The sequence below is a fragment of the Undibacterium sp. WLX3042 genome (genome assembly GCF_049544825.1).
GTDB lineage: Bacteria > Pseudomonadota > Gammaproteobacteria > Burkholderiales > Burkholderiaceae_D > Undibacterium.
Genome location: NZ_CP186698.1, coordinates 2028893 through 2053840, shown reverse-complemented (window position 1 = coordinate 2053840; position 24948 = coordinate 2028893). Strand labels below are relative to the sequence as shown.

Annotated in this window: 24 protein-coding genes; 23 read left to right on the top strand and 1 reads right to left on the bottom strand. The window is 48.7% G+C overall.

Going from position 1 to position 24948, the window contains the following annotated elements; all coding sequences use genetic code 11:
* Positions 1-4: 4 nt before the first annotated feature.
* The 5 genes from gspE (at position 5) to ACPAOP_RS09275 (ending at position 5418) form a co-directional block, all read left to right on the top strand.
* The gene (gene gspE / locus ACPAOP_RS09295) at positions 5-1432 is read left to right on the top strand and encodes a type II secretion system ATPase GspE (RefSeq protein ID WP_423682042.1); all 1428 of its coding nucleotides are present in this window, start codon (positions 5-7) and stop codon (positions 1430-1432) included.
* 5 nt (positions 1433-1437) lie between these two features.
* Positions 1438-2658, top strand: a complete 1221-nt coding sequence (gspF, locus tag ACPAOP_RS09290) for a type II secretion system inner membrane protein GspF (RefSeq protein WP_423707761.1) — start codon at positions 1438-1440, stop codon at positions 2656-2658.
* A gap of 11 nt (positions 2659-2669) precedes the next feature.
* Positions 2670-3269, top strand: coding sequence for a type II secretion system protein N (locus ACPAOP_RS09285; RefSeq protein ID WP_423707760.1), 600 nt, complete (start codon positions 2670-2672; stop codon positions 3267-3269).
* Entirely contained in the window at positions 3266-4081 is an 816-nt protein-coding gene (locus tag ACPAOP_RS09280) for a uracil-DNA glycosylase (RefSeq protein WP_423707758.1), read from the top strand. The genes ACPAOP_RS09285 and ACPAOP_RS09280 overlap by 4 nt, the downstream gene beginning before the upstream one ends.
* A gap of 104 nt (positions 4082-4185) precedes the next feature.
* Complete coding sequence (locus tag ACPAOP_RS09275) at positions 4186-5418, top strand: HD-GYP domain-containing protein (RefSeq protein WP_423682046.1); 1233 nt, start codon at positions 4186-4188, stop codon at positions 5416-5418.
* Between the two features lie 74 nt (positions 5419-5492).
* Here ACPAOP_RS09275 and ACPAOP_RS09270 read toward each other — a convergent pair whose 3' ends face one another.
* Positions 5493-6473 carry an NADPH:quinone oxidoreductase family protein gene (locus ACPAOP_RS09270; protein ID WP_423682047.1) on the bottom strand — a complete coding sequence of 327 codons (981 nt, stop codon included), beginning with the start codon at positions 6471-6473 and terminating at the stop codon, positions 5493-5495.
* Positions 6474-6581: 108 nt separating this feature from the next.
* Here ACPAOP_RS09270 and surE point away from each other — a divergent pair, with 108 nt between their 5' ends.
* The 18 genes from surE to hflC all read left to right on the top strand — a co-directional run bounded on the left by surE (position 6582) and on the right by hflC (position 24937).
* A complete protein-coding gene (gene surE, locus ACPAOP_RS09265; RefSeq protein WP_423682048.1) occupies positions 6582-7319 on the top strand; it encodes a 5'/3'-nucleotidase SurE in 738 nt (245 codons plus the stop codon).
* Complete coding sequence (locus ACPAOP_RS09260) at positions 7316-8155, top strand: protein-L-isoaspartate(D-aspartate) O-methyltransferase (protein WP_423707757.1); 840 nt, start codon at positions 7316-7318, stop codon at positions 8153-8155. Before surE ends, ACPAOP_RS09260 begins: the two co-directional genes overlap by 4 nt.
* A gap of 45 nt (positions 8156-8200) precedes the next feature.
* Positions 8201-9127: a peptidoglycan DD-metalloendopeptidase family protein gene (locus tag ACPAOP_RS09255; RefSeq protein ID WP_423682050.1), complete on the top strand. Its 927-nt coding sequence runs from the start codon at positions 8201-8203 to the stop codon at positions 9125-9127.
* A 132-nt stretch (positions 9128-9259) separates the two neighbouring features.
* Entirely contained in the window at positions 9260-10309 is a 1050-nt protein-coding gene (gene rpoS / locus ACPAOP_RS09250) for an RNA polymerase sigma factor RpoS (protein ID WP_423707755.1), read from the top strand.
* 130 nt (positions 10310-10439) lie between these two features.
* Positions 10440-11777, top strand: coding sequence for a 23S rRNA (uracil(1939)-C(5))-methyltransferase RlmD (rlmD, locus tag ACPAOP_RS09245; protein WP_423682053.1), 1338 nt, complete (start codon positions 10440-10442; stop codon positions 11775-11777).
* Positions 11778-11915: 138 nt separating this feature from the next.
* Positions 11916-12341, top strand: coding sequence for a nucleoside-diphosphate kinase (gene ndk, locus ACPAOP_RS09240; RefSeq protein WP_423682054.1), 426 nt, complete (start codon positions 11916-11918; stop codon positions 12339-12341).
* Positions 12342-12429: 88 nt separating this feature from the next.
* On the top strand, positions 12430-13587 hold the full coding sequence (gene rlmN / locus ACPAOP_RS09235) for a 23S rRNA (adenine(2503)-C(2))-methyltransferase RlmN (protein ID WP_423707754.1): 1158 nt from the start codon (positions 12430-12432) through the stop codon (positions 13585-13587).
* 23 nt (positions 13588-13610) lie between these two features.
* Positions 13611-14390 (top strand): type IV pilus biogenesis/stability protein PilW, encoded by a 780-nt coding sequence (gene pilW / locus ACPAOP_RS09230; RefSeq protein ID WP_423707752.1) that lies wholly within the window; start codon positions 13611-13613, stop codon positions 14388-14390.
* A complete protein-coding gene (locus ACPAOP_RS09225) occupies positions 14383-15384 on the top strand; it encodes a RodZ domain-containing protein (protein WP_423707751.1) in 1002 nt (333 codons plus the stop codon). The genes pilW and ACPAOP_RS09225 overlap by 8 nt, the downstream gene beginning before the upstream one ends.
* A gap of 2 nt (positions 15385-15386) precedes the next feature.
* Positions 15387-16661, top strand: coding sequence for a flavodoxin-dependent (E)-4-hydroxy-3-methylbut-2-enyl-diphosphate synthase (gene ispG, locus ACPAOP_RS09220; protein WP_423707750.1), 1275 nt, complete (start codon positions 15387-15389; stop codon positions 16659-16661).
* 12 nt (positions 16662-16673) lie between these two features.
* On the top strand, positions 16674-18035 hold the full coding sequence (gene hisS, locus ACPAOP_RS09215) for a histidine--tRNA ligase (RefSeq protein WP_423682060.1): 1362 nt from the start codon (positions 16674-16676) through the stop codon (positions 18033-18035).
* Between the two features lie 14 nt (positions 18036-18049).
* Positions 18050-18700: a YfgM family protein gene (locus ACPAOP_RS09210; protein WP_423707749.1), complete on the top strand. Its 651-nt coding sequence runs from the start codon at positions 18050-18052 to the stop codon at positions 18698-18700.
* A gap of 11 nt (positions 18701-18711) precedes the next feature.
* On the top strand, positions 18712-19857 hold the full coding sequence (gene bamB / locus ACPAOP_RS09205; protein WP_423707748.1) for an outer membrane protein assembly factor BamB: 1146 nt from the start codon (positions 18712-18714) through the stop codon (positions 19855-19857).
* A gap of 6 nt (positions 19858-19863) precedes the next feature.
* Positions 19864-21204 carry a ribosome biogenesis GTPase Der gene (gene der, locus ACPAOP_RS09200; protein WP_423707746.1) on the top strand — a complete coding sequence of 447 codons (1341 nt, stop codon included), beginning with the start codon at positions 19864-19866 and terminating at the stop codon, positions 21202-21204.
* A gap of 141 nt (positions 21205-21345) precedes the next feature.
* On the top strand, positions 21346-21582 hold the full coding sequence (hfq, locus tag ACPAOP_RS09195; protein ID WP_186883535.1) for an RNA chaperone Hfq: 237 nt from the start codon (positions 21346-21348) through the stop codon (positions 21580-21582).
* A gap of 38 nt (positions 21583-21620) precedes the next feature.
* On the top strand, positions 21621-22751 hold the full coding sequence (gene hflX, locus ACPAOP_RS09190) for a GTPase HflX (protein WP_423682279.1): 1131 nt from the start codon (positions 21621-21623) through the stop codon (positions 22749-22751).
* A gap of 30 nt (positions 22752-22781) precedes the next feature.
* Positions 22782-24035, top strand: a complete 1254-nt coding sequence (gene hflK, locus ACPAOP_RS09185) for an FtsH protease activity modulator HflK (RefSeq protein WP_423682064.1) — start codon at positions 22782-22784, stop codon at positions 24033-24035.
* Positions 24035-24937 carry a protease modulator HflC gene (gene hflC, locus ACPAOP_RS09180; RefSeq protein ID WP_423682065.1) on the top strand — a complete coding sequence of 301 codons (903 nt, stop codon included), beginning with the start codon at positions 24035-24037 and terminating at the stop codon, positions 24935-24937. Before hflK ends, hflC begins: the two co-directional genes overlap by 1 nt.
* The last annotated feature ends 11 nt before the right edge of the window (positions 24938-24948 follow it).

Below are 24948 nucleotides of genomic sequence, written 5' to 3'. Positions count from 1 at the left end.
CATGATGGAAAATCGCTTATTGCCTTACGGGTTTGCGCGTGACTTTTCAGTGCTCGCCAGTCGTGACAGTGCTGTCGCCGGCGCGCCGGTAGAGTTGTCGGTATCGAATAAAACCAGCCCGGCGGCGATCGCCGAGGTTGGGCGTAAATTTGGCACGATCAAGTTGAATATGCTCAGCCATGAAGCTCTGAGCGACCTGATTGCCAAAGCGTATGCGGGCTCAGGTGGTGATGCTGCAGATGTCGTTGGCGAGGTCGAGTCGGATCTTGATCTGGCGAAGCTGATGCTGGATATGCCAGCGATAGAAGACCTGTTGGAATCGGCTGACGATGCGCCTGTGATTCGTATGATTAATGCGCTGCTGACGCAGGCATTACGCGATGGCGCCTCTGATATTCACATAGAACCATTCGAGCAGATTTCTGTCGTGCGTTTTCGCATTGACGGTTCCCTGCGCGATGTGGTCCGGCCACGTAAAGCGATTCATGCTTCCCTGATTTCGCGTATTAAGATCATGGCGCAACTGGATATCGCCGAAAAGCGTTTACCTCAGGATGGCCGCATTACCTTAAGGATTGGCGGTAAACCCGTTGATGTGCGGGTATCGACGCTGCCGACTGGCCACGGTGAGCGCGCGGTATTGCGTTTGCTGGATAAGGAAGCCGGGCGTCTGGATCTGAGTAATCTTGGTATGAGTCCGGATGTTCTTGAAAATTTTGACAAGCTGATCGCGCAGCCGCATGGCATCGTCCTGGTTACCGGACCGACTGGTTCAGGTAAAACGACGACGCTGTATGCTGCTTTATCCCGTGTGAATGCAGGTACGACTAACATTCTGACGGTGGAAGATCCTATTGAGTATGAATTGGCGGGGGTCGGACAAACGCAGGTCAATGCGAAGATAGACATGACGTTTGCCAAAGCCCTGCGCGCTATTTTGCGCCAGGATCCGGATGTGATCATGATCGGTGAGATCCGCGATCTGGAAACCGCACAAATTGCCGTTCAGGCTTCACTGACGGGCCATCTGGTCTTGGCAACTTTGCATACGAACGATTCGTCCGCCGCAGTGACCCGCTTGCTGGATATGGGGATAGAACCTTTCCTGTTGTCTTCGTCATTACTGGGCGTCGTAGCCCAACGTCTGGTACGCAAACTTTGTACGCATTGCCGTCGTGAAGAGGGCGGGCAATGGCATGCGACCGGCTGTGAACACTGTGGCCACACCGGTTATCAGGGGCGCGTCGGCGTGTATGAACTGTTACAGACAACAGAAGACATCCGTGCGCAGATTCACCATCAGGCATCGGAAGCGGAAATCCGGCTTGCTGCTCAGAAAAATGGCATGAAAACCATGCGCGAGGATGGTGAGCGCTGGGTGAAGAGTGGCGTCACAACGCCTGAAGAATTATTGCGCGTCACTAAGGAATAATTACCGTGCCGGCATTTCGATATGAAGCGATAGACAGTCATGGCAGCAGCAGTACCGGTGTGTTAAACGCCGATAGTGCGAGAGCGGCACGTAGCGATTTACGTGCGCAGGGGCTGGTTCCTGTGTCAGTCGAGGCGATACACAATAATGCTGACGGCGGCGCTCGTCAGCGACGCTCTTTTTTCTCCGAGCGTTTATCCAGCGTCGAGCTTGCTTTGTTCACCCGTCAGCTTGCCAGTTTACTGGAAGCAGGATTGCCGCTCGAACAGTCATTAACAGCATTGCTGGAACAATCTGAGCGTACCTTTATCCGCGACATTATTGCTTCTGTGCGCTCAGAGGTGATGGCGGGAGCAGCCTTATCTGATGCACTGAAACAGCATCCGGATGATTTTGCCGATATCTATTGCGCGCTGGTGGCGTCAGGTGAACAGATTGGTCATCTGGCGCGTGTTTTGTCGCGTCTGGCAGACTATATCGAACGCCGTAATGCGCTGGTGCAGAAGGTGAAACTGGCCTTTACTTATCCGGCAATTGTGACTGTCGTCGCATTTGCAATTGTGATTTTCTTGCTGACTTATGTGGTACCGCAAATTGTTTCTGTGTTTGCCAACACTAAACAAAAGCTACCGTTGCTGACGGTGCTGATGCTGGCCGTGTCAGATTTTGTGCGGGTGTATGGCTGGTTGGTCGCATTGTTTGGTGTGAGCGCTTTTCTGCTCTGGCGCCTTGCCCTGAAAAATCCGGAGATAAAAATGCGCTGGCACCAGTGGCTGTTGACAGCTCCTGTTTATGGCAAATTTGAGCGCAGTTTAAATACGTCCAGGTTTGCCAGCACGCTGGCGATTACAACAGGTTCCGGCGTGCCGATTTTACGTGCTTTGCAGACGAGTCGGGAGACCTTGTCGAACGTCGCGATGCGCGCGCAGGTCGAGGATGCGACAGCAAGTGTACGTGAGGGCGTCAGTCTGGCGCGGGCCTTGTCTGCGCATAAATATTTCCCTCCTATGTTGATCCACATGATCCGTGCCGGTGAGGTGACCGGTGAGTTGACCGCCATGCTGGAACGTGCATCGAATGCGCAGGAGCAGGATCTGGAACGTAGGGCGCTGACGATCGCCGGTCTGCTGGAGCCGGTACTGATTCTGGCGATGGGCGTGGTGGTGTTGCTGATCGTGCTGGCAGTCCTGATGCCTATTATTGAAATTAATCAGCTGGTACGCTGACAAGGATAGAAATGAAGCGTTTACCTCTTTTGTGTAGTGTGATTGCGTTTGCATTATTGTGCATGACTGTCAGTTTCTGGGGCTTGCGTATCTTTAAGCCGCAGAACCGCAGTGTTGTAGCACCAACGCAGCAGAACAGCATTGAGCCCGGTTCCGGGCAGTGGGGAAGCCTGTTCGGCGCTGCGCCTGCAAGTCAGATGGCAGCCAGCAATTATCAATTGAAAGGCGTGATCATCGCCAAGCGTTCGGCAGAAAGTCTGGCAATCGTCAGCACTAATGGCAAGCCTGCGCAGTCAGTTGCGATCGATATGCAGATTGCGCCCGGTGTTGTCTTGAAGGAAGTGCACGAGCAGTATGTGCTGATTTCAGAAAACGGGGTGACTCGTCGGGTCGATTTGCCACAAAATGCGGTCGTGAATATCGCAGCAAATCCGGTTCGTCCTCCGCCAACAGAGATTATCGGCATTAACCCTGTGGCACCGGTGGCATTTCCTGCGCATCAGGCGCAGCCGGTTCCGCCAGGTGGTCCGGCACCGGTTCCGAGTCCAGTTGTCACTCCGGGGCTTTCTACCGCATCATTGCCTGCCGTAATGCCAGGCGCTGCACAATGAATGTCAGTAGTGGCAATTTGCCAAAACAGATCACGGATTGCATACAGCTCGCCCATCCGTCCTGGCATCCTGCCATCTGTAACGGTTTACAGGCTATGTATTCAGCGGATCCTGATTATTTTGCGAATTTATGCTCTGCTGAATTTTTGCCGACAGAAGGGCGTTTGTTTGCAGCGTTTCAGCAGCCTGTGAGTAATGTTCGTTACGTGCTGATCGGTGAAGGACCTTATCCGCGCGCTGACAGCGCGACCGGCGTTTGTTTTATGGATGGGGCGGTAGATAATTTGTGGGCAGAGGACGGCTCGGGCTTATCAAAAAAAGTCAATCGTGCGACGTCGTTACGCAACTTCATCAAAATGTTACTGGTTGCATCCGGGCATCTGGATGACGAGTACACTGGCGGTGAAGCGATGGCAGTCGTTGCCATGTCGGTTATGCATAATCAGACGACCTTCATTCGTAAGCTCGCTGATTTGCAGGAGAATATGAACAGACAAGGTTTTTTGCTATTGAACGCGACGCTGGTTTTTCGCGACAGCATGGCACCTGCAAAGGATGGAAAGGCCTGGCAGCCGTTTTTGCAAGCCATTTTTTCCTGTTTGTCTGAACAACAGTCTGCCGTGTCACTGCCATCCCTTGTTTTGTGGGGGAAAATTGCGGAACAGTTAAAGCGCATTCCAGAAGCTGCACATTTTCCGCAAATTCTCGCAGAACATCCGTATAACCTGAGTTTTATCAAAAATCGGGAGATGCAGGATTTTTTTCGCCCCATGCAATTACTACATAATTGCACAAAGGAAAACTTTTGTTAGATGCGCGGGCTTGTTGTAGCGCAGTTCCTGCCTTTGTAGAATAATCTAAGCTTGGGTTTATTACAGGCTTTACGTTGTCAGATAAGGTTTCCAATCGCTCCTTTATGTTAAAAAAAATTAAGACATCCGATTTGAGGGTGGGTATGTTTGTCACTGAGTTATGCGGCTCATGGATAGATACGCCATTCTGGAAAAAATCGTTTCTTCTGTCGGATTCCGCTGAATTGCTGGAGATTCAGAAATCAAAGATTCAGGAAGCATGGATCGATACCAGCAAAGGTCTCGATGTTCTTCAGGATGAGCCAGAAGTCAAGCGGGAGCCGCCACCTGCAGCAGAAGTTGTTGTCCCTAAACAGCCGGCTCCGCGTCAGATTGCGCCGGTGTCGATGGAAGATGAGCTGGGCAGAGCGTCCCTGATAGTGAGTAAATCGCGCGCAGCCGTGTTTTCGATGTTCAGTGAAGCGCGCATGGGAAAAGCGGTTGATGTCGGTAATGCGCAGGAAATGGTGGAGGAAATTGCTGACTCCGTGATGCGCAATCCTGGCGCTCTGATCGGTCTTGCCAGATTAAAAACCAAAGATGATTACACTTACATGCATTCGGTTGCTGTCTGTGCATTGATGGTGGCCTTGGGTAAGCAATTAGGTCTGAGTGATGCTGATACCCGTGAAGCGGGACTTGCCGGGTTGTTGCATGACATCGGTAAGATGGGGGTGGATCAGGATATCCTGAATAAACCAGGCAAACTCACCGATGCAGAATTTGTCTCTGTGAAGGAGCATCCTGCCGCCGGATACAAGATGCTACTGGAGGCAGAGGGCGTCAGTAAAGTGGCTCTGGATGTGTGCTTGCATCATCATGAAAAAATGGATGGCACTGGTTATCCTGATCGTCTGAAAGGCGATGAAATCAGTCTGTTTGCGCGAATGGGGGCGGTATGTGACGTGTATGATGCAATCACTTCTGACCGGCCATATAAACAAGGGTGGTGTCCTGCAGAATCTTTACGCAAAATGGCAGAGTGGAGTAAGGGCCATTTCGATGAGAAAGTATTTCAGGCGTTTGTAAAGAGCATAGGCATCTATCCTGTCGGTACGCTGGTTCGCATGGAATCGGGACGTCTTGGCGTGGTTGTTGAACAGCAGGTTGGTAAGTCTTTGTTAACTCCTAAAGTCAGAGTGTTTTTTTCTGTGAAGTCGCTCGGTTATATCGTTCCTGAGTTACTTGATCTGGCTGGACCAGGATTGCAGGATAAAATTGTGGCGAGAGAAGATGCGTCGAAGTGGGGATTAAAAGACATCAATCGTTATTGGCTTGGTGAAGCAGCGCCGCGTTGAGTCATTGATCATTGGCTGAAATAAAAAAACTCCACGCGCCAGCGTGGAGTTTTTGCATTTACGGGTAATGTATTTTATTTTTCCGGTTGTATGACGACTTTGCCTGTCACTTTGCGGGCAGCGATATCGTTTAAGGCATTGGCGGTTTCATTCAATGCATATCGCGCAGAGATATGCGGCTTGATTTTGCCCTCTCTCAGCCAGCCTATCATTTCACTCATTGCAGCCATATTGGCCTTGGGTTCGCGCTTGGCAAACTCGCCCCAGAATACGCCGACCAGAGATGCACCTTTTAATAATGCCAGATTCAGCGGTAATTTCGGGATTTCGCCATTCGCAAAGCCGACGACCAGATAGCGGCCGCGCCACGCAATAGAGCGAAACGCCGGTTCAGCGTAGATGCCGCCTACCGGATCATAAATCACGTCAGGTCCTTTGCCTCCGGTTGCGCTTTTGATCGCTTCACGTAAATCAGTGTTACTGTAATTGATCGTCACATCGGCACCATGTTGACGGCAGATTTCCAGCTTTTCATCTGTTGAAGCCGCTGCGATGACTTTTGCGCCTATTGCTTTTCCGATTTCAATGGCAGCCAGCCCGACGCCACCTGCTGCACCCAGCACCAGCATGGTTTCGCCAGCTTTTAACTGTGCCCGGTCAACAACTGCATGATGGGATGTGCCATAAGTCAGTGTGATTGCGGCCGCAGTATCAAAATCCATTCCTTCCGGCATCGGAATGACTGCATTGGCCGGCGCTAAAACCTGTTGCGCAAACGCTCCCTGACCTATGAAGGCAATCACTTTGTCGCCCGTTTTGACGTGCTTTACGCCATCTCCGACAGCATAGACCGTTCCTGATAATTCACTGCCCGGGGTGAACGGGAGTTCTGGTTTGAACTGATATTTGTTCTGAATGATGAGAAAGTCCGGAAAATTGACGCCGGCAGCCTTGACGCTGATTGCAACTTCCCCGGGGCCTGGTGTCAGATCGGGAAGTTCCAGTATTTCGAGGGTATCCGGGGTACCCCAGTTTTTACATACAACGGCTTTCATATAAAGTCTCCAGTTTTAAAAATAGTACGACCGTTTAATTTTTTGATTATGCCGTAAAAATTGATAACAGGAGGAATTTGTTTTTCTGCATCGGGTAGAATGTTGCTTATGAAAATTCTAATTAGTAATGACGATGGCTATCTTGCTCCCGGCATCGCTGCCCTGGCGGAAGCACTGACCCCTTTTGCTGATATTACAGTTGTCGCGCCGGACAGCAACCGTTCAGGTACTTCGAACGCCTTAACATTGGATCGTCCCTTGTCAGTTCAGCGCGCGGCAAATGGTTTTTATTTCGTTAATGGCACGCCTTCCGATTGTGTTCATATCGCGTTGACGGCGATTATGACTGAGCGCCCTGATCTGATTGTTTCAGGCATTAATCAGGGGCAGAATATGGGTGACGATACTCTTTATTCTGGTACGGTGGCGGCCGCTACCGAAGGCTATCTGTTCGGCATTCCGGCAATCGCGTTTTCTCAGTTACATAAAGGCTGGGCGCATCTGGATGCCGCGGCTGCGGTTGCAGCAGAACTGGTGCAGCGTGGGTTTCCTGAGTTGTCTTCACCTTACTTGCTGAACGTGAATATTCCGAATGTACCGCGCGTGGACATAAAAGGCATACGCCGGGCACGTCTGGGAAAACGGCATAGTTCCGAGCCAGTGATTCCCATGAGAGATCCGCATGGGCGCGACATTTTCTGGATAGGGCCGCCGGGAGGCGTTCTTGATGGTGGTGAGGGAACCGATTTTGATGTGACGTCGAAAAATTTCGTTTCCGTCACACCTTTGCAAGTTGATCTGACCAATACGCGACAACTGGACATGCTGGCCGTGAATATCAAATGACAACGAAAGAAAAGCGTTTTCCTCTCAGCTTATCGTCTGTCGTTGATCAGCGTGAAACTGCTCGCGGCGATCATTTTGGACGCAGTGCGTCGACCCAGACTGCGACGAAAAATGCGAGACAGGGTGCAAATCTGGGTATCCGTCCCGGTTCTGCGACAAACAATGAAAAAAAATCTGAACAAGCCGCGCCTTTCTCCGGTCCTTTGATTTCTGATGCGGTCCGGCGCGCCATGGTTGCCAGAGTAGAGCAGCAGGGCGTCAGCGATAAACATGTTTTGGCTGCTTTGCAGGCGATTCCACGGCATATGTTTCTGGATTCTGGTCTTGCCAGTCAGGCTTATGTTGATGCCTCACTTCCTATTGGTCATCATCAGACCATTTCGCAGCCTTACATTGTTGGCCGGATGCTGGAAATTTTGCGTAACGGGGCGAAGCTCGATAAGGTGCTTGAAATAGGCACGGGCTGCGGTTATCAGGCTGCAGTTTTGTCGTTGATTGCGAAAGATGTTTATTCGGTTGAGCGTATCAAAGCCTTACATGAGCTGGCAAAGAATAATCTGCGTCCGATGCGTATTGCGAATATCCGTTTGCATTACGGCGATGGCATGCTGGGTATGCCTCAGGTTGCTCCTTTTGACGGTATCATACTGGCAGCTGCAGGGCTGGAAGTGCCTCAGGCGCTACTGATGCAGTTGAAGGTTGGCGGACGTCTGATTGCGCCTGTCGGTGACCGCCATCAGGTGTTGCAATTAATTGAGCGTGTTTCAGCGCATGACTGGAACAGTACTATGGTAGAAAACTGTCACTTTGTTCCTTTGCGGCCCGGTGTCATCTGAGGTTGTGGTGCGGGATCGTAATTCACCTGTAAATTTGTAATGAGAATGAACAAAATCAAAAACCTGAAAAATTTATTGACCGTGGGTTGCTTCGCTTCATTTCTGGTTGCTTGTAGCTCGACGCCGAATAAAGCACCTGTGATTGAGCGTGGCACCTCTTCCTCAAATGAGGTGTATGTACCTCCGCCGGCTCCTAAGCAAGTGGCCAGGCCTGCTGAGCCAGTGCGGGGTAATTATGTGGTTAAGCGTGGTGATACTTTATACAGAATCGCTTTAGATCATGGTCAGAGTTACAGTGATCTGGTTGCGTGGAATAATCTGAAGAATCCGAATGATATCAAGGTTGATCAGATATTGCGTGTAGCGCCTCCTGAAGTTAATGGTGCGCAGCCGGTCGCTCTTGCAACGACGTCGTCAATTGAAGTCAAGCCGCTGTCTGTCAGTTCAGGCAGTACGAAGGTTACGCCTAAGGGGGATAAGCGTCCATATTCAGAAAGTAATCTTGCAGAGCTTCAAAAACCGGATGGCGTAGCTGTTGCGCCAGCCAAAACAGAGTCCGCTGCATTAAAGTCGCCGGATAAAGCTGCCGAGCCGGCTGCCGATGCAGATACTGTTGACTGGATGTGGCCGGTGGACGGCAAATTGTTGGCTGGCTTTGATGATAAGAATAAAGGCCTGGATATTGGCGGTCGGATGGGGCAGGATATTTTTGCAGCAGGTGCAGGCAAGGTCATGTACGCTGGCAGCGGTATCCGCGGCTATGGGAACCTGGTGATTGTGAAGCATAACAACAGCCTCTTGTCTGCCTATGCGCACAACAAGACAATTCTTGTGAAAGAGGGGCAGTCAATCACTAAAGGACAAAAAATAGCGGAGATGGGAAACTCTGACAGTGATAGCGTTAAACTGCACTTTGAAATACGTTTGCAGGGAAAACCTGTTGATCCATCGAGGTATCTGCCTGCGCGTTAGTTATATTTTGGTTTGATCTGGTTTGGATGGTGATGTGTTTTAAAGGGTGTTCCGGGTAATCTTTTTTTCTTGAGGCTGTTCATTTTTTAAAGTTGTCTGTTTCGTATACATATTTTATTCAGATGGAAATCTATGCAAAAAAATACGACCGACCACAAGTTAAGTGTTGCCTCATACGAAGATACTGACATCCTTCCGGGGCAATATCTAGACGCTGCTGAGGCAGATGCTATTCCTGATATTGACGCAAACGATGATGCTGAGGGCTCCAGCGGGCGGGAGGTGGATTCGATTTCTCTCATCGTAGCTCCTGTCGATGAACTCAGAACGGTGCTGGCGAGTGAATTATCCACTGACACAACCCAGTATTATCTGAACCAGATTGGCACCCGTCCCTTGTTTAATTCCCGTGAGGAGCTGGAGTTCGCTACCCTGGCAAAACAAGGAGACTTTGACGCACGGCAAAAAATGATAGAGCACAACCTCAGGCTGGTTGTCTCTATCGCCAAGCATTACATAAATCGTGGTGTCGCCCTGCTTGATATGATAGAAGAGGGGAATCTCGGCCTGATGCATGCGATCGATAAATTTGAACCGGAGCGTGGTTTCCGTTTTTCGACTTATGCGACCTGGTGGATACGTCAGAGTATCGAGCGGGCAATTATGAATCAGGCGAGGACGATACGCTTACCGGTGCATGTGGTTCGCGAACTGAATCAGATTCTGCGAGCAAAGTATCACCTCGAGTCGCGGCAGCGTGATGGGCGGGATGCAAAAGCGGAAGATATAGGTTTGCTGGTCGACAGGCCAGCGGATGAGGTACAGGATATTCTGGCCTTGTCCGAACATGCAACTTCTCTTGATATGCCTTTGGATAATGATCCGCAATCAAGTCTGATGGATCTGCTGCCGGGTGATGGTGATACTGCCCCGGATACTCTTGCTGAACATCACGAAATGACCATATTGGTCAGAGACTGGCTTTCAAAGTTGCCGGCTAAGCAGCGTATCGTGATCATCCGGCGTTTCGGCCTCGACAACGATGATCCTGCCACGCTGGAAGCGCTGGCAGATGAAATGGGAATTACCAGGGAGCGTGTTCGTCAGATTCAGCAAGAGGCCTTGATGAAGTTGAAGCGCTCATTTACGTCTCGAGGTCTGGGGCGGGATTCTTTGCTCTGACCGGTGCTGACAGCGGATATTCCCTGCCTTCGTTGTTTATTGTTAGGGTAGAGTCCCACACTTCTTTTATAATTCCGCTTTTGACATCGATCATTGATATGGCGCAGCCATTGTTCGCGCCGACATTCCCATGAATAAAATTGAAATACGTGCTTTTGATATGGACGCGCGTGGCGTCGGGCATTTGCAAAACGAAGATGGTACGCAGGGTAAGGTAATTTTTGTTGAGGGCGCACTGCCGGGCGAGACGGTTACGTTCAGTAGCTACAAAAAGAAGCCGAGTTGGGAGGTGGCGACGCTGACAGATATCGTTCACGCCTCATCTCAGCGGATTGAGCCTAAGTGTGAATTTTTTGGCACTTGTGGCGGATGCTCCATGCAACATCTGGAGCCGGATGCGCAGGTAGCGATGAAACAGCGTATTCTGGAAGACAATCTCTGGCATATTGGAAAAGTAAAAGCGGAAACCATGTTGCGTCCGATTTATGGGCCTACCTGGGGGTATCGTTATCGTGCCAGGTTATCAGTGCGTCATGTCATCAAAAAAGACAAGGTCCTGGTCGGGTTTCATGAAAAAAAATCCCGCTATGTGGCGGATATGGAAACTTGTCAGATATTACCGCGTCATGTTTCTGCTATGTTGTTGCCGTTGCGCTCCCTGATTGCGTCGCTGTCGATTATTGCGTCATTGCCGCAAATCGAGTTAGCAATAGGTGAAGATGTAACGGCGATGGTATTGCGTATCATGGAACCGTTAACTCCGGATGATGAGGTGAAGCTAAAGGCGTTTGCCGATGAGTATGGTGTCCAGTGGTGGTTGCAGACGAAAGGGCCGGATACTGCGGTGCCTTACTATCCAGCAAAGAGCGATTTGCACTATCTGCTGCCGGAATTCGGTGTGAAGATGCCTTTCAAGCCGACTGATTTTACGCAGGTCAATCATCATATCAATCGCGTACTGGTCGCTCGTGCTTTACGCTTGTTGGATGCGCAGAAGGATGAGCGTATCGCTGATCTGTTTTGTGGATTGGGTAATTTCACGTTGCCGATTGCAACGATGGCCAGAGAGGTTGTGGGTATTGAGGGGAGCGCTGCACTGACAGAGCGTGCAATGGAAAATGCTTTGCATAACGGTTTGGCGGCTAAGACAGCCTTCAGCACGCGGAATCTGTTTGAGGTAACTGCCGATGATTTGATTGCGCTGGGTAAGTTTGATCGTTTTCTGATAGATCCCCCACGCGACGGTGCAATGGCTCTTTGTCAGGCCTTGATTGATCTGACAGAAAAAAATCCTGAATTAAAACCTAAACGGCTGGTCTATGTTTCGTGCAGTCCTTCCACTCTTGCCCGGGATGCGGGCATGCTGGTGATGGATGCGGGATATAAACTGAGTTATGCAGGTGTGGTGAATATGTTTCCGCACACTTCGCATGTTGAGTCGATGGCAGTATTTGATCTGATTAATTAAATCTGGTCATAGCGGTGTGAAGCATTTGGCCGGAGCTTACTCTAAAGACATGTTCTGCTAAGTGTTTCATGCTAGAATCTAAGGTTAGATGAATTCTTGAGTTTTTGTCTTAACCCTTTCTTTTTATTGGAGTTTTTGATGGCTATCGAACGTACATTGTCTATTATTAAACCTGACGCAGTTGCGAAAAACGTCATTGGTCAAATTATCAGCCGTTTTGAAAATGCAGGTCTGAAAGTTGTTGCTGCCCGTCTGACTCAGTTGTCCCGTGCCGAAGCAGAAGGTTTTTATGCTGTTCACGCTGCTCGCCCATTCTTTAAAGATTTGGTTGATTTCATGATCTCCGGTCCTGTATTTGTGCAAGTTCTGGAAGGTGAAGGCGCGATCTTGAAAAATCGTGATCTGATGGGTGCAACTGATCCTAAGAAAGCAGAAAAAGGCACAATCCGTGCTGATTTCGCTGATTCTATTGACGCGAATGCAGTACACGGTTCCGATGCTCCTGAAACAGCTGCAGTCGAAATCGCTTACTTTTTCCCAGCATTAAACGTGTACTCACGTTAATTCGAAGCAGATTGATCAGTAATTAGTATTTAGAAATTAACTCCCTGCACTGCAAAATATTGTGGTGCAGGGTGTAAGAAGGAAAAGCATGACGGCACTCATTAATTTATTGGATTTAGATCCTGCGCAGCTCACTGCATATTGCGGCGAGCTGGGTGAGAAGCCGTTTCGTGCAAAACAATTGCAGCGCTGGATTCATCAGTTTGGTGCGAGCAGTTTTGATGAAATGACTGATCTTGCAAAGTCTTTGCGGGAAAAGTTGGCAACGAGAGCAGTGATTGCTGCGCCCGTCGTCATCAGTGATCACACTTCCTCTGATGGCACCCGCAAGTGGCTGGTGGATGTCGGGCAGGGAAATGCTGTTGAAACAGTGTTTATACCTGAAGAAAACCGTGGAACCTTGTGTATTTCTACGCAAGCTGGGTGTGCGGTTAATTGCCGCTTTTGTTCTACTGGTAAGCAAGGATTTAATCGCAATCTGACCATCGGAGAAATCATTGGTCAGTTATGGATGGCAGAGTTTGAGCTGCGAAAAACAAAAGGCGTGATTCCGGGTCCGAAGGGTGAGCGTCAGATCACGAATGTTGTGATGATGGGAATGGGCGAACCTTTGTTGAATTTCGAGCCCACGGTCGCTGCGTTGCGTCTGATGCTGGATGATAATGCATACGGCTTATCCCGTCGTCGTGTCACGGTATCGACCAGTGGTGTTGTTCCCATGATAGATAAGTTGTCGCAAGAGTGCCCGGTTGCGCTGGCGGTTTCTTTGCATGCATCTAACGATACTTTGCGCGACAGCTTGATACCGCTAAATAAGAAATACCCGTTAAGTGAATTAATGGCAGCGTGTAAACGTTACCTGGAGTTTGCGCCAAGAGATTTTATTACCTTTGAATATTGCATGCTGGATGGTGTGAACGATACGGATATGCATGCCCGTGAACTGGTTCAGCTGGTGAAAAATGTTCCTTGCAAGTTTAATCTGATTCCGTTTAATCCTTTTCCGGAGTCAGGCCTGAAGCGTTCTGCGAATCCGAGAATTAAAGCTTTTGCGCAAGTGTTGATGGACGCTGGTATTGTTACGACGACGCGTAAAACGCGCGGTGATGATATTGATGCGGCGTGTGGTCAGCTTGCAGGTGATGTCAAAGACAGAACGCGTGTGCAGGAGCGCATGCAAAAAATGGCGGAATATCAACAGAAGTTTGGCGAAAATTTTGGCAAGATCGTGGAGATCACACAGTGAAAATTTTTGGATTTAGCTTTCGGATGAAACCGGTATTAATTCTTTCCCTGGTTTTATTTGTTTCTGCTTGCGCGTCAAGACATCTTGATACGCGCGCTGACGATTCTGCAGTGTCAGCGGAGAAACTTGACTTGCAAAAGCGTGCCTCTATTCGCATGCAGTTGGCGGTCGGCTATTACCAGCAGGGGCAGCATAAGGTTGCGCTGGAAGAGATAAGGCAGGCGCTGTTGATTTATCCTGATATGGCTGATGCCTATGCGGTCCGCGCAGTCATTTTTATGGATATCGGCGAGAAGCAATTAGCGGAAGACAATTTCTTGCAGGCGTTAAAACTCTCTCCAGGCAATGTTGACGTTGAAAATAATTACGGCTGGTTTCTCTGTCAGAATGGTCGTGAAAAGCAGGGCTTGGCTTACCTTGACCGCGTGTTAAATAATCCAGCTTATACAAATCCGGGAAAAACCTTTAACAATGCAGGTCTTTGTAGTCTGAAGATGAAAGATCCCACCCGTGCTGAGCGGTATTTTATCGAGGGATTTAAACAGGATCCTGCGAATCCGGGCATTAATGCGAATCTTGCCAAGATTTTCTATGATCGCGGTGAGTACAGTCAGGCACGTTTTTATATCAACAGAGTGATCAAGTTTGACGTGCTGACTGCGGATGTGTTGTGGCTTGCTATTAAAATTGAAAAGCGACTTGGGGATGAGGCTGCGATGAGCGGCTACGCGACGCAATTGCGCCGACGTTATCCCGGCTCGCGTGAGTTTGGCCTTTTGCAGCGGGGATCTTTTGATGAGTGAAGTAGGGTTGAATCCGGCATCAGAGGTATTGCCTTCTGCGGGTGAGGTTAAGCCCGTGCTGAGTGTTGTGCAGACTGCCGGTGGTCTGTTGTCCGATGCCCGTGTATTGGCTGGGCTAAGTGTTGAACAGGTTGCGGGACAGCTTAAATTGTCTCCCCGTCAGATTGTCGCGCTTGAAAAGAATGATTTTGAACAGTTGCCGAAGCTGGTAATCGTCCGGGGATTCGTTCGCTCATACGCTAAGCTGCTAAAGCTTGATCCCGCCGTGATCGTTGCTTATTTGCCTGATGAACAAACTGGCCAGGCGCTCGATGCAGGTTTGCAGCCGACATTAGCAACTCCTTTCCAGGAGTCGCGCTCGCCGTTTTTGGGTAGAACTGAGAATAACAATCGCAAATATCTGCTGGCTGCCGCCTTTTTTGCTGTGGCTGCATTGTTGTTTGTGTCGTATCAATATGTTGAGCAATCCTCATTCGTAAAGAATCTTCTCGCCAAGTCGGTGGTTCAGGCTGATGCAGTACCTGCTTCCGCGAGTTCTGTCGAGGCGACTGCGGCATCCTTGCCTGTCGTTGAAAAAATCAGTGCGGTTTCTGTTCCCTCTTCAATTGGTGCCGAGCTTGTCACTGAGCATAATGCTGCTCGTAGTGATCAGGTCAATACATCAGTCGAGACGACTTCGGCCAGCCATGCTGTTGCTGCAATAGCGACATCCAGTGTCGTCGAAAGTGCACCTCAGGTTCAGCCCGCCACTAACGGTAATGACAAGTTGCGTCTGAAATTTCGCCAGGATTCGTGGGTGCAGGTAAAAAGAGAAAATGGCACCGTCCTGACTTCACATCTGGCAAAAGCCGGAACTGAGGAGATATTTGACGTGAGAGAAACTTTGCAACTGAGACTGGGTAATGCCGCGGGTGTTGACGTCTGGTTGCGTGGTAACACAATGGATATCACGGCAGGCAAAGACTCGAATGTCGTGAATTTGATTATCAAGTAAGTATGGAGTCTCTTTTGTCAGAAATTTTGTCTGGCCCACGCCAGAGACGTCTTAGTCGTGCGGCAAGCGTAGTTTATGGGGAGCGTAAAGTTGTGATCGGCGGTGATGCACCGGTTGTTGTTCAGTCGATGACAAACACAGATACGGCTGACGTGATTGCGACCGCGATTCAGATCAAAGAGCTGGCGCGTGCCGGATCAGAACTGGTACGTATTACAGTCAATAATCCTGAAGCTGCCGCGGCAGTCCCGGCGATTCGTGAGCAACTCGATAAAATGGATATTGACGTGCCATTGGTCGGTGATTTTCACTACAACGGTCACACCCTGCTGCAGGATTTCCCAGATTGCGCGCAAGCCCTGTCGAAGTACAGGATTAATCCGGGTAATGTAGGGCAGGGGGCGAAGCGAGAATCTCAGTTTGCTCAGATGATAGAGTTGGCTTGTCGCTACGATAAGCCAGTCCGGATCGGGGTTAACTGGGGGAGCCTGGATCAAACCCTGCTGGCGAGAATTATGGACGAGAATGCCCGCCGTGCTACACCCTGGTCAGCGCAGTCCGTTATGTACGAAGCATTGATTACGTCTGCGATAGAAAATGCGCAGCGTGCAGAAGAGCTGGGGCTCGCTGGCGACAAAATTATTTTGTCCTGCAAAGTTTCCGGTGTGCAGGATTTGATTGCAGTTTATCGTGAACTCTCGACACGTTGTGATTATCCTTTGCACCTCGGTTTAACTGAGGCTGGGATGGGAAGTAAAGGGGTCGTTGCTTCTACTGCAGCGCTCTCCGTATTGTTGCAAGAGGGGATTGGTGACACGATACGGATTTCCCTGACACCAGAGCCTGGTGGTGATCGTTGCCGCGAGGTGATCGTCGGGCAGGAAATTTTGCAAACCATGGGTTTGCGAAAATTTACACCGATGGTGATAGCTTGTCCGGGTTGTGGGCGCACCACTTCTACGGTATTTCAGGAGTTAGCCGACGATATCCAGACTTTTCTGCGAGATCAGATGCCCGTCTGGAAGAAGCAGTATCCAGGTGTTGAGGGTATGAATGTCGCTGTTATGGGATGTATTGTGAATGGTCCAGGTGAGTCAAAGCACGCGAATATCGGCATCAGTCTTCCGGGTACCGGAGAGTCGCCTGCTGCACCGGTCTTTATTGATGGGGTAAAAGCAGTGACTTTACGTGGAGATAAGATCGCCGAAGAATTTCAGGCAATTGTGCTCGATTATGTCGCGAAACGTTACAGCCCTGCAGTGGTTGAAAGTAACTGAACTGAGTTTCTTATGTCAGAAAATAAAAAAATAGAAAAAATAGTTGGTGTTAAGGGTATGAATGACTTGCTCCCTGACGATTCCGCGCTCTGGGAACTGTTTGAGAATACGGTTCATTCTGTATTAAAGAGTTACGGATTTCAGCAGATTCGTACGCCTATCGTGGAGCCTACGCCGCTTTTTTCCCGTGGTCTTGGCGAGGTAACTGATATCGTCGAAAAAGAAATGTATTCATTTGAAGATTCAATGAATGGCGATAAGTTGACTTTGCGCCCGGAGGGAACTGCAGGTGTGGTGCGGGCTGCGATTGAACACAATCTTGTTTATGAGGGTCCTAAACGTCTTTGGTATTCAGGGCCTATGTTCCGTCATGAAAAACCTCAACGCGGGCGTTATCGTCAGTTTCATCAGGTCGGAGCTGAGGCCTTAGGTTTCAATGGCCCTGATATTGATGCTGAGCTGATTATGCTATGTCAGCGTCTGTGGGATGATCTCGGTTTGCAAAACGTGCGTCTTGAATTGAATTCTATCGGTGATGCAAATGAGCGGAATTTGCACCGCGCCGCTCTGATCAGCTATTTTGAGAGTCACACTGATATTCTTGACGCGGAAGCTAAGCGACGCCTGTATAGCAATCCTTTGCGGATACTCGATACAAAAAATCCGGCCATGCAAGATATGGTCAATGCTGCGCCAAAATTACTGGATTATCTTGGTGCTGAATCGCTGGCACATTTTGAAGGCGTACAAAAAATACTGCGTCATAACAGTATTCCGTTCACGATTAATCCACGTCTAGTGAGAGGGATGGATTACTACAATCGTACCGTTTTTGAATGGGTGACAAGCGAGCTGGGCTCTCAGGGGACTGTGTGCGCAGGTGGGCGATACGACACACTATTTTCAACATTTGGTGGTAAGCCAACTCCGGCATGTGGTTTTGCGATGGGAATTGAGCGACTGATTGAGTTGATGAAGGTTGCCGGTGAAGTTCGCCAGCCGTCGCAATGTGATGTATATCTGGTTCATCAGACAGAGCAAGGACAAATGCAGTCTTTGGTTCTTGGCGAACGATTGCGTGATGCAGGGCTGGATGTTGTGTTACATTGCGCAACCTCGACCGGAGTAGGAAGTTTTAAATCACAAATGAAGAAGGCTGATGCCAGCGGTTGCGCATATGCTGTGATCATCGGTGAAGATGAGGTTGCCAATAATAATGTCGGCATAAAATCCATGCGATCTGATATCGCGGAAAATAATCAGGTCAGCGTCCCGTTTGATGCTGCGGTGGATTATCTGGTAGATCAGATCGCGGGTGCTGGTGAGGACAGTTCTTGCTGCGATGACCCTAACCATATTCATATTAACCATTAATCTTATAAAAAAACATGGCATACGATCTCGAAGAACAAGAGCAACTCGCAACACTGAAAGCAGCGTGGAAACAATACGGTAATTTAATTACATGGGTTCTGATTATTGCGCTTGCGGCCTATGCGGGATGGGTTCAATGGAATAACTATCAGGCAAACCAGGCGGGACAGGCTTCTCAGCTTTATGAAGAATTGCAAAAAGCCGTGACTGCGAAAGACGCAGCGAAGATTCAGCGTGCAGTGAATGATCTGAAAGAGAAGTTTCCGGCGACTGCGTATGCATCAATGGCGGCACTGGTGTCAGCCAAGGCATCGTTTGATGCTAATGATCTGAAAGCAGCAAAAACTCAGCTCCAATGGGTAATAGATACTGGTAAGGGCGAGGAATACAAAGCTTTAGCCCGGGTTCGTCTCGCTGGAGTTTTGCTTGACGAGAAATTGTTTGACGAAGCGTTGAAGCAGTTGTCGGGCGAATTCCCAGCGGAATTGCAGGCAGACGTCGCAGATAGAAAAGGTGATATTTTTGTCGCGCAGGCTAAACTGGATGAGGCGAAGAAATCCTATCAGCTTGCACTGGATAAGACGACAGAAAAAAATTCAGTCAAACAATTAATTCAAATTAAATTGGATGCCATTGGTGGATCTGTTGAGTCAGTAAGTAAATAACGGGAGTGGTTATGCATTTTTCTGCCAAAATAATTTCGGCGGCTGCATTGTGTGTTCTGGCCGGATGTTCTTCTTGGAATCCATTCTCCTCAAAATCTGAAAAAAACGCACCAGCGCCATTGCTGGAGATAAAGCCGACTCTTTCTGTTAAACAGTTATGGTCTGTTCAGGTTGGTTCGTCTCAGAATTACGTATTTTCGCCGGCAATTGTCGGTCAGCAGCTCTATGTTGCAGCGGCTGACGGGACCTTGCTGAAGATTGATGCCGTTACTGGTCGTGCGGACTGGCGTGTGAATGCCGGAGTGCGTCTGACTGGTGGTGTTGGGGCGAATACGAGAACGGTCGTTGTTGCTGGTGATAAAGGTGGATTGTTTGCGTTCGATAATGAAGGCAAGCTGCGTTGGAAAAATCAGGATTTGACAGAAATTTTATCTGCTCCTGTTTTATCTGAGAACCTGGTGGTTGTTCGTAGTATTGACAACAAGATCAGCGCTTATGATGTTGATACCGGCGCCCGGAAATGGGTAGTTGAGCGCAATTTGCCAGCGTTGACATTGCGAGCATTTCCGGGCTTAGTTGTTGCTGGCGATCAGGTGATTATTGCTTTACCGGGTGGCCGTATGGCTGCGTTATCGCTGGCGAACGGTGGCTTGCGCTGGGAGGCGGTTGTCGGAGAGCCGAAAGGTGCGACGGAGCTCGAGCGTGTTGCTGATGTGTCGGGCTTTCCAGCGATTGTCGGGCGCGATGTCTGCGCCAGTGCTTATCAGGGGCGGGTCGGTTGTTTTGATCTGAACACGGGCGCGCTTCGTTGGGTAAAGAAAATTTCCAGCGAAGTCGGTGTCGGGGTTGACGAGCGCTTTGTTTTTGCTGCGGATGTCAGTGGTGCCGTGACTGCTTATAATCGCGAATCAGGATCAAGCGCTTGGAAAAATGATAAGCTTACTAACCGTCGCTTATCAGCACCTGTTTCTTTTGGTCGTGCCGTTGCTGTCGGCGACCTGGCGGGTTACGTGCATTTTCTCTCCAGAGAAGATGGTTCTTTCATCGGTAGAGTTTCTACTGATGGTAGTCAGATTTTAGCTGCACCTGTTGTGGTCGGCTCCAATCTGATTGTTCAAACAAAATCAGGATCAGTGGTTGCAATCGCAACCCAGTAATATTAAATGAAGCCGGTTATTGCACTTATAGGTCGACCAAATGTCGGCAAATCCACGCTGTTCAATCGGCTTACCCGTTCACGTGATGCTTTGGTGGCTGACTTGCCAGGGCTGACACGGGATCGTCATTATGGCGAGGGGCGTATTGGTGAAAGACCTTTTCTGGTAATTGATACCGGTGGGTTTGAGCCAGTAGCGAAAGATGGTATCTTGCATGAAATGGCAAAGCAGACCAAGCAAGCAGTTGCTGAAGCTGATGTCATTATTTTTATCGTCGATGGACGTCAGGGGCTGACACCGCACGATAAAACTATTACAGATTTTCTGCGTAAGTCAGGTCGCTCGGTGATGTTGGTTGTCAATAAAGCTGAGGGTATGAAATATTCTTCAGTAACAGCAGATTTCTATGAGCTTGGACTTGGTGATCCATATGTGATTTCAGCCGCTCATGGTGACGGTGTTGCTGACCTGGTGGAAGAGTCGCTGAATATTGCGTTTTCTCAACGTCCACCAGAATCAGAACCATCTGAGGAAGATGTTAAGGGTATCCGGATTGCGATTGTCGGACGTCCGAATGTCGGTAAATCGACTTTGGTAAATACTTTGCTTGGTGAAGACCGTGTGATTGCCTTTGACATGCCCGGGACAACGCGTGATTCGATTGAGATTCCGTTCGAGAGGGATGGAAAACATTATTCATTGATTGATACCGCCGGTATTCGCAGACGTGGTAAGGTTTTCGAAGCAATTGAAAAGTTTTCAGTTGTTAAAACCCTGCAATCTGTTTCTGAGGCAAATGTCGTTTTGTTGTTGCTGGATGCACAGCAGGATATTTCTGAACAAGACGCGCATATTGCGGGATTTATTCTTGAATCAGGCCGGGCCCTGGTTGTTGGAGTGAATAAATGGGATGGCTTGCAAAGTGATAGACGCGATGAAATTAAAATGGACATCGAGCGAAAGTTAAATTTCCTCACTTTCGCTAAATTCCATTTCATTTCCGCGCTGAAATCGACAGGTATCGGCCCATTAATGAAATCGATCGATTCTGCTTACGCTGCTGCGATGGCGAATTTATCTACACCAAAATTGACTCGTGCCCTGATTGAAGCTGTTGAACATCAGCAACCTAAACGCAAGGGCTCGATCAGGCCAAAATTGCGTTATGCTCATCAGGGTGGACAAAATCCGCCTATTATTGTCATTCATGGCAATGCGCTGGAGGCGGTCGGTGATGCATACAAACGATACTTGGAAAAGCATTTCAGGGAAACGTTTTCGTTAGTGGGTACGCCTCTGAGAATAGAAATGCGCTCTGGTAAGAATCCGTTTGATAAAACGAAGTAATTAGTTTAAACGGTCTCGCATGATACAGTACCGTGCGAATTGAACTAAAAAACATTACGGATATCTGTAATGTCGGGTGGATTACTTGAAAAATGCAAGATGATCCCAAACTCCTGATCACAACAACACAATGGAGCTGTTATGAGCAACAAAGGGCAACTGTTACAAGACCCGTTTCTGAACGCACTGCGTAAAGAACATATCCCAGTATCTATTTACCTGGTAAATGGTATTAAGTTACAGGGACATATTGAATCTTTCGATCAATATGTCGTGTTGCTGAGAAATACAGTGACGCAAATGGTTTACAAACACGCTATCTCCACTGTAGTGCCTGCGCGTGCTGTGAGTATAAATTCCGAAGCTGAGGCAGAGTAATCTTTGGCTGCTGATCATTTGGATACATGTCTTTAAATATGCGCGCCGCTTTGGTCGGTGTTGATTTCGGCAAAGAAGGTTTTGCTGACAGTCTCGAAGAGCTTTCACTGCTAGCACAATCTGCCGGAGCGGACGTTGTAACGACAATTACTTGCAAAAGGTCTGGTCCAGATGCAGCTTTGTTTATCGGCTCAGGTAAGGCCGATGAGGTGTATGCTGCTGTTACTGATTCTGAGCTTGATCTCGTTATTTTTAATCACGCTTTATCTCCTGCTCAACAAAGAAATCTGGAGCGTCGTCTCAAGATCCGTGTTATTGATCGTACCAGTCTCATTCTTGATATTTTTGCTCAGAGAGCAAAAAGTCATGAAGGTAAGGTACAGGTTGAGCTGGCACAGCTGCAGCATCTTGCGACGCGGTTGATTCGCGGCTGGACCCACCTTGAAAGGCAAAAGGGCGGTATTGGCTTGCGTGGGCCGGGTGAGACTCAGCTCGAGACAGACAGGCGTCTCTTGGGTGAGCGCGTCAAGATGCTCAAAGCAAAGCTGGATAAGTTACGTCAGCAGCGTGAAACCCAGCGTCGATCACGTGATCGCAGTAAAACATTCTCGGTCTCATTGGTTGGTTACACAAATGCAGGTAAGTCAACATTGTTTAATGCGCTGACAAAAGCCGGTGCTTATGCTGCAAATCAGTTGTTTGCAACCCTAGATACAACATCCAGACGTCTCTACCTTGGCGAGGCTGGGAGCGTTGTTATTTCAGATACGGTTGGCTTCATCCGTGAATTGCCTCATCAACTGGTCGCGGCATTCCGAGCCACTCTGGAAGAAACTATTCACGCTGATTTGCTGGTGCACGTGGTTGATGCAAACAGCCCCGTCAGAACAGAGCAAATTTTTCAGGTGAATCAGGTATTGAAAGAGATTGGTGCGGACCATATTCCTCAACTGATTGTGTTTAATAAGATTGATCTGGCTGGTCTGGAGCCGTCGGTTGCCTATAATGAATATGGTAAAATCGACCGGGTTTTTTTGAGTGCCCGCACCAGCGCCGGACTAAGTCTGTTACGCGACGCAATCGCTGATTTCGCTTCTGTGAAAGCGCTGCAAATGTCAGATGAAAAATTAACTCCTCAATTTGACGACGTTCGTTTTAATCTCCAGTAGTTCGAACATTACTCATTGGATATCTGAAGAATGATTGGTTCAATTCTAAAAAAAATTGGTGTTACGTTGTCACTGAACGATCCTCAGTGGGGGCGTGGATCAAACAATAATCAAGGCGGTAAGAAACCTGCCGAAACTCCTCCTGACCTTGAGCAGGTCTGGAAAGATCTGAATCAGCGTTTATCGCGTTTTTTAGGGCAAAAAACCGGCGGTGATGGTGGTGGGTTCAACCCAAATTCCTCGACGGCGAAATTTGGCGTCGGTGCGGTCGCGCTCGTTTTTGTTTTTGTCTGGCTGGTCAGCGGTATCTTTATCGTGCAGGAAGGACAGAACGCCGTTGTGACCACTTTCGGAAAGTACAGCCATGTTAATGGTGCGGGTATGAATTGGCGTTGGCCTTATCCGATTCAGAATCACGAAATTGTGAATGTGTCACAGGTTCGTACGATCGAAGTGGGCTATCGTTCGAATGTTAAGAACAAGCAGGCGCATGAGTCTTTAATGCTGACTGATGATGAGAATATTGTGGACATTCAGTTTGCAGTTCAATACAAATTGAAAAGTGCTGCTGAGTGGCTCTATAACAATCGCGACCAGGATGAAATGATCCGCCAGGTTGCAGAAACGGCGATCCGTGAGATTGTGGGGAAAAGCAAGATGGATTTCGTCCTGTACGAAGGGCGAGAAAAAGTGGCCATGGATGTCGGCACTCTGATGCAACAGATATTGGGGCGCTACAAGGCTGGTGTTCAGATCACGAATATCACAATGCAGGGTGTCCAGCCACCAGAGCAGGTGCAGGCTGCATTCGATGATGCAGTCAAAGCAGGTCAGGATAAAGAGCGGCAAAAAAACGAAGGCCAGGCTTACGCCAATGACGTGATTCCAAAGGCGCGCGGTGAAGCTTCACGCACGTTGCAAGAAGCAGAAGGGTATCGGTCACGGATTGTCGCAAATGCAGAGGGTAATGTGTCCCGCTTTAAGCAGGTATTAAGTGAGTATCAGAAGGCACCTGCAGTGACGAGGGACAGGATGTATCTCGAAACGATGCAACAGATTTTTGCGAGCACGAGTAAAGTTCTGATGGATACAAAGCAAAGTAATAATATGATCTATCTGCCTATTGATAAAATGATGGCCTCTGAATCAAATAGCTCTAAGCCAGTTGTGGCTCAGCCAGCTGCGCCAGCCCCGGCAGAGCAGATTCCTTCTGTGGAGATGCGTTACAACAAAGATGGGCGTACCAGAGATACTCGTGATTCACGTGACAGAGAGGTGCGCTGATGAATAAGCTGATTTCATTTTTTACGGCGTTAGTCGCTGCTCTTCTGGTCGCTTATTCAACGATTTTTATTGTCGATCAGAAATCGCATGCCATTGTATTTGCGTTTGGAGAAGTTAAATCGGTCATCAGCGAGCCCGGTTTGCACTTCAAATTACCTCCGCCATTCCAAAATGTTTTGTTGCTCGATAAGCGTATTTTAACGATTGATTCGGCTGAAGCTGACCGTTTTATCACGGCAGAAAAGAAAAACATTCTTGTCGACTCTTATGTGAAATGGCAAATTACTGCACCAAAGCTGTACTATGTGAGCTTTGGTGGTGACGAGAGAAGGGCAAAAGACCGGCTGTCTCAGATCGTAAAAGCCGCACTGAATGATGAAATTACCAAGCGTACTGTTCGTGAGGTGATTTCAGGAGAGCGCGGAAAAGTCATGGAAGCGATCAAAAGTAAAGTGACCGAAGAAGCCAAGCAAATTGGCGTCGATATCATCGACGTTCGTTTGAAACGCGTTGATTATGTTGAGCAGATTAATAATTCTGTTTATGACCGTATGAAATCTGAGCGTCTGCGCGTGGCGAATGAACTTCGTTCTACGGGTTCGGCCGAATCGGAAAAGATCAGGGCTGATGCGGATCGTCAGCGGGTCGTGATACTCGCCGAAGCTTACCGTGAAGCAGAGCAAATGCGCGGTGCGGGTGATGCTGAAGCCTCAAGAATTTATGCACAGGCATTTAGTCAGAATCCAGAGTTCTATAAATTTTACAGAAGCTTGGAGGCATACAAAGCGAGCTTTAAAAATAAGAGTGATGTTGTTGTCGTTGATCCAAGTTCTGAGTTTTTCAAATATTTTAAAGCCCCCGGCAGTTCTGTTAATGCTGGCTCTGCAGCGAAATCTAAGTAATACTTATACAT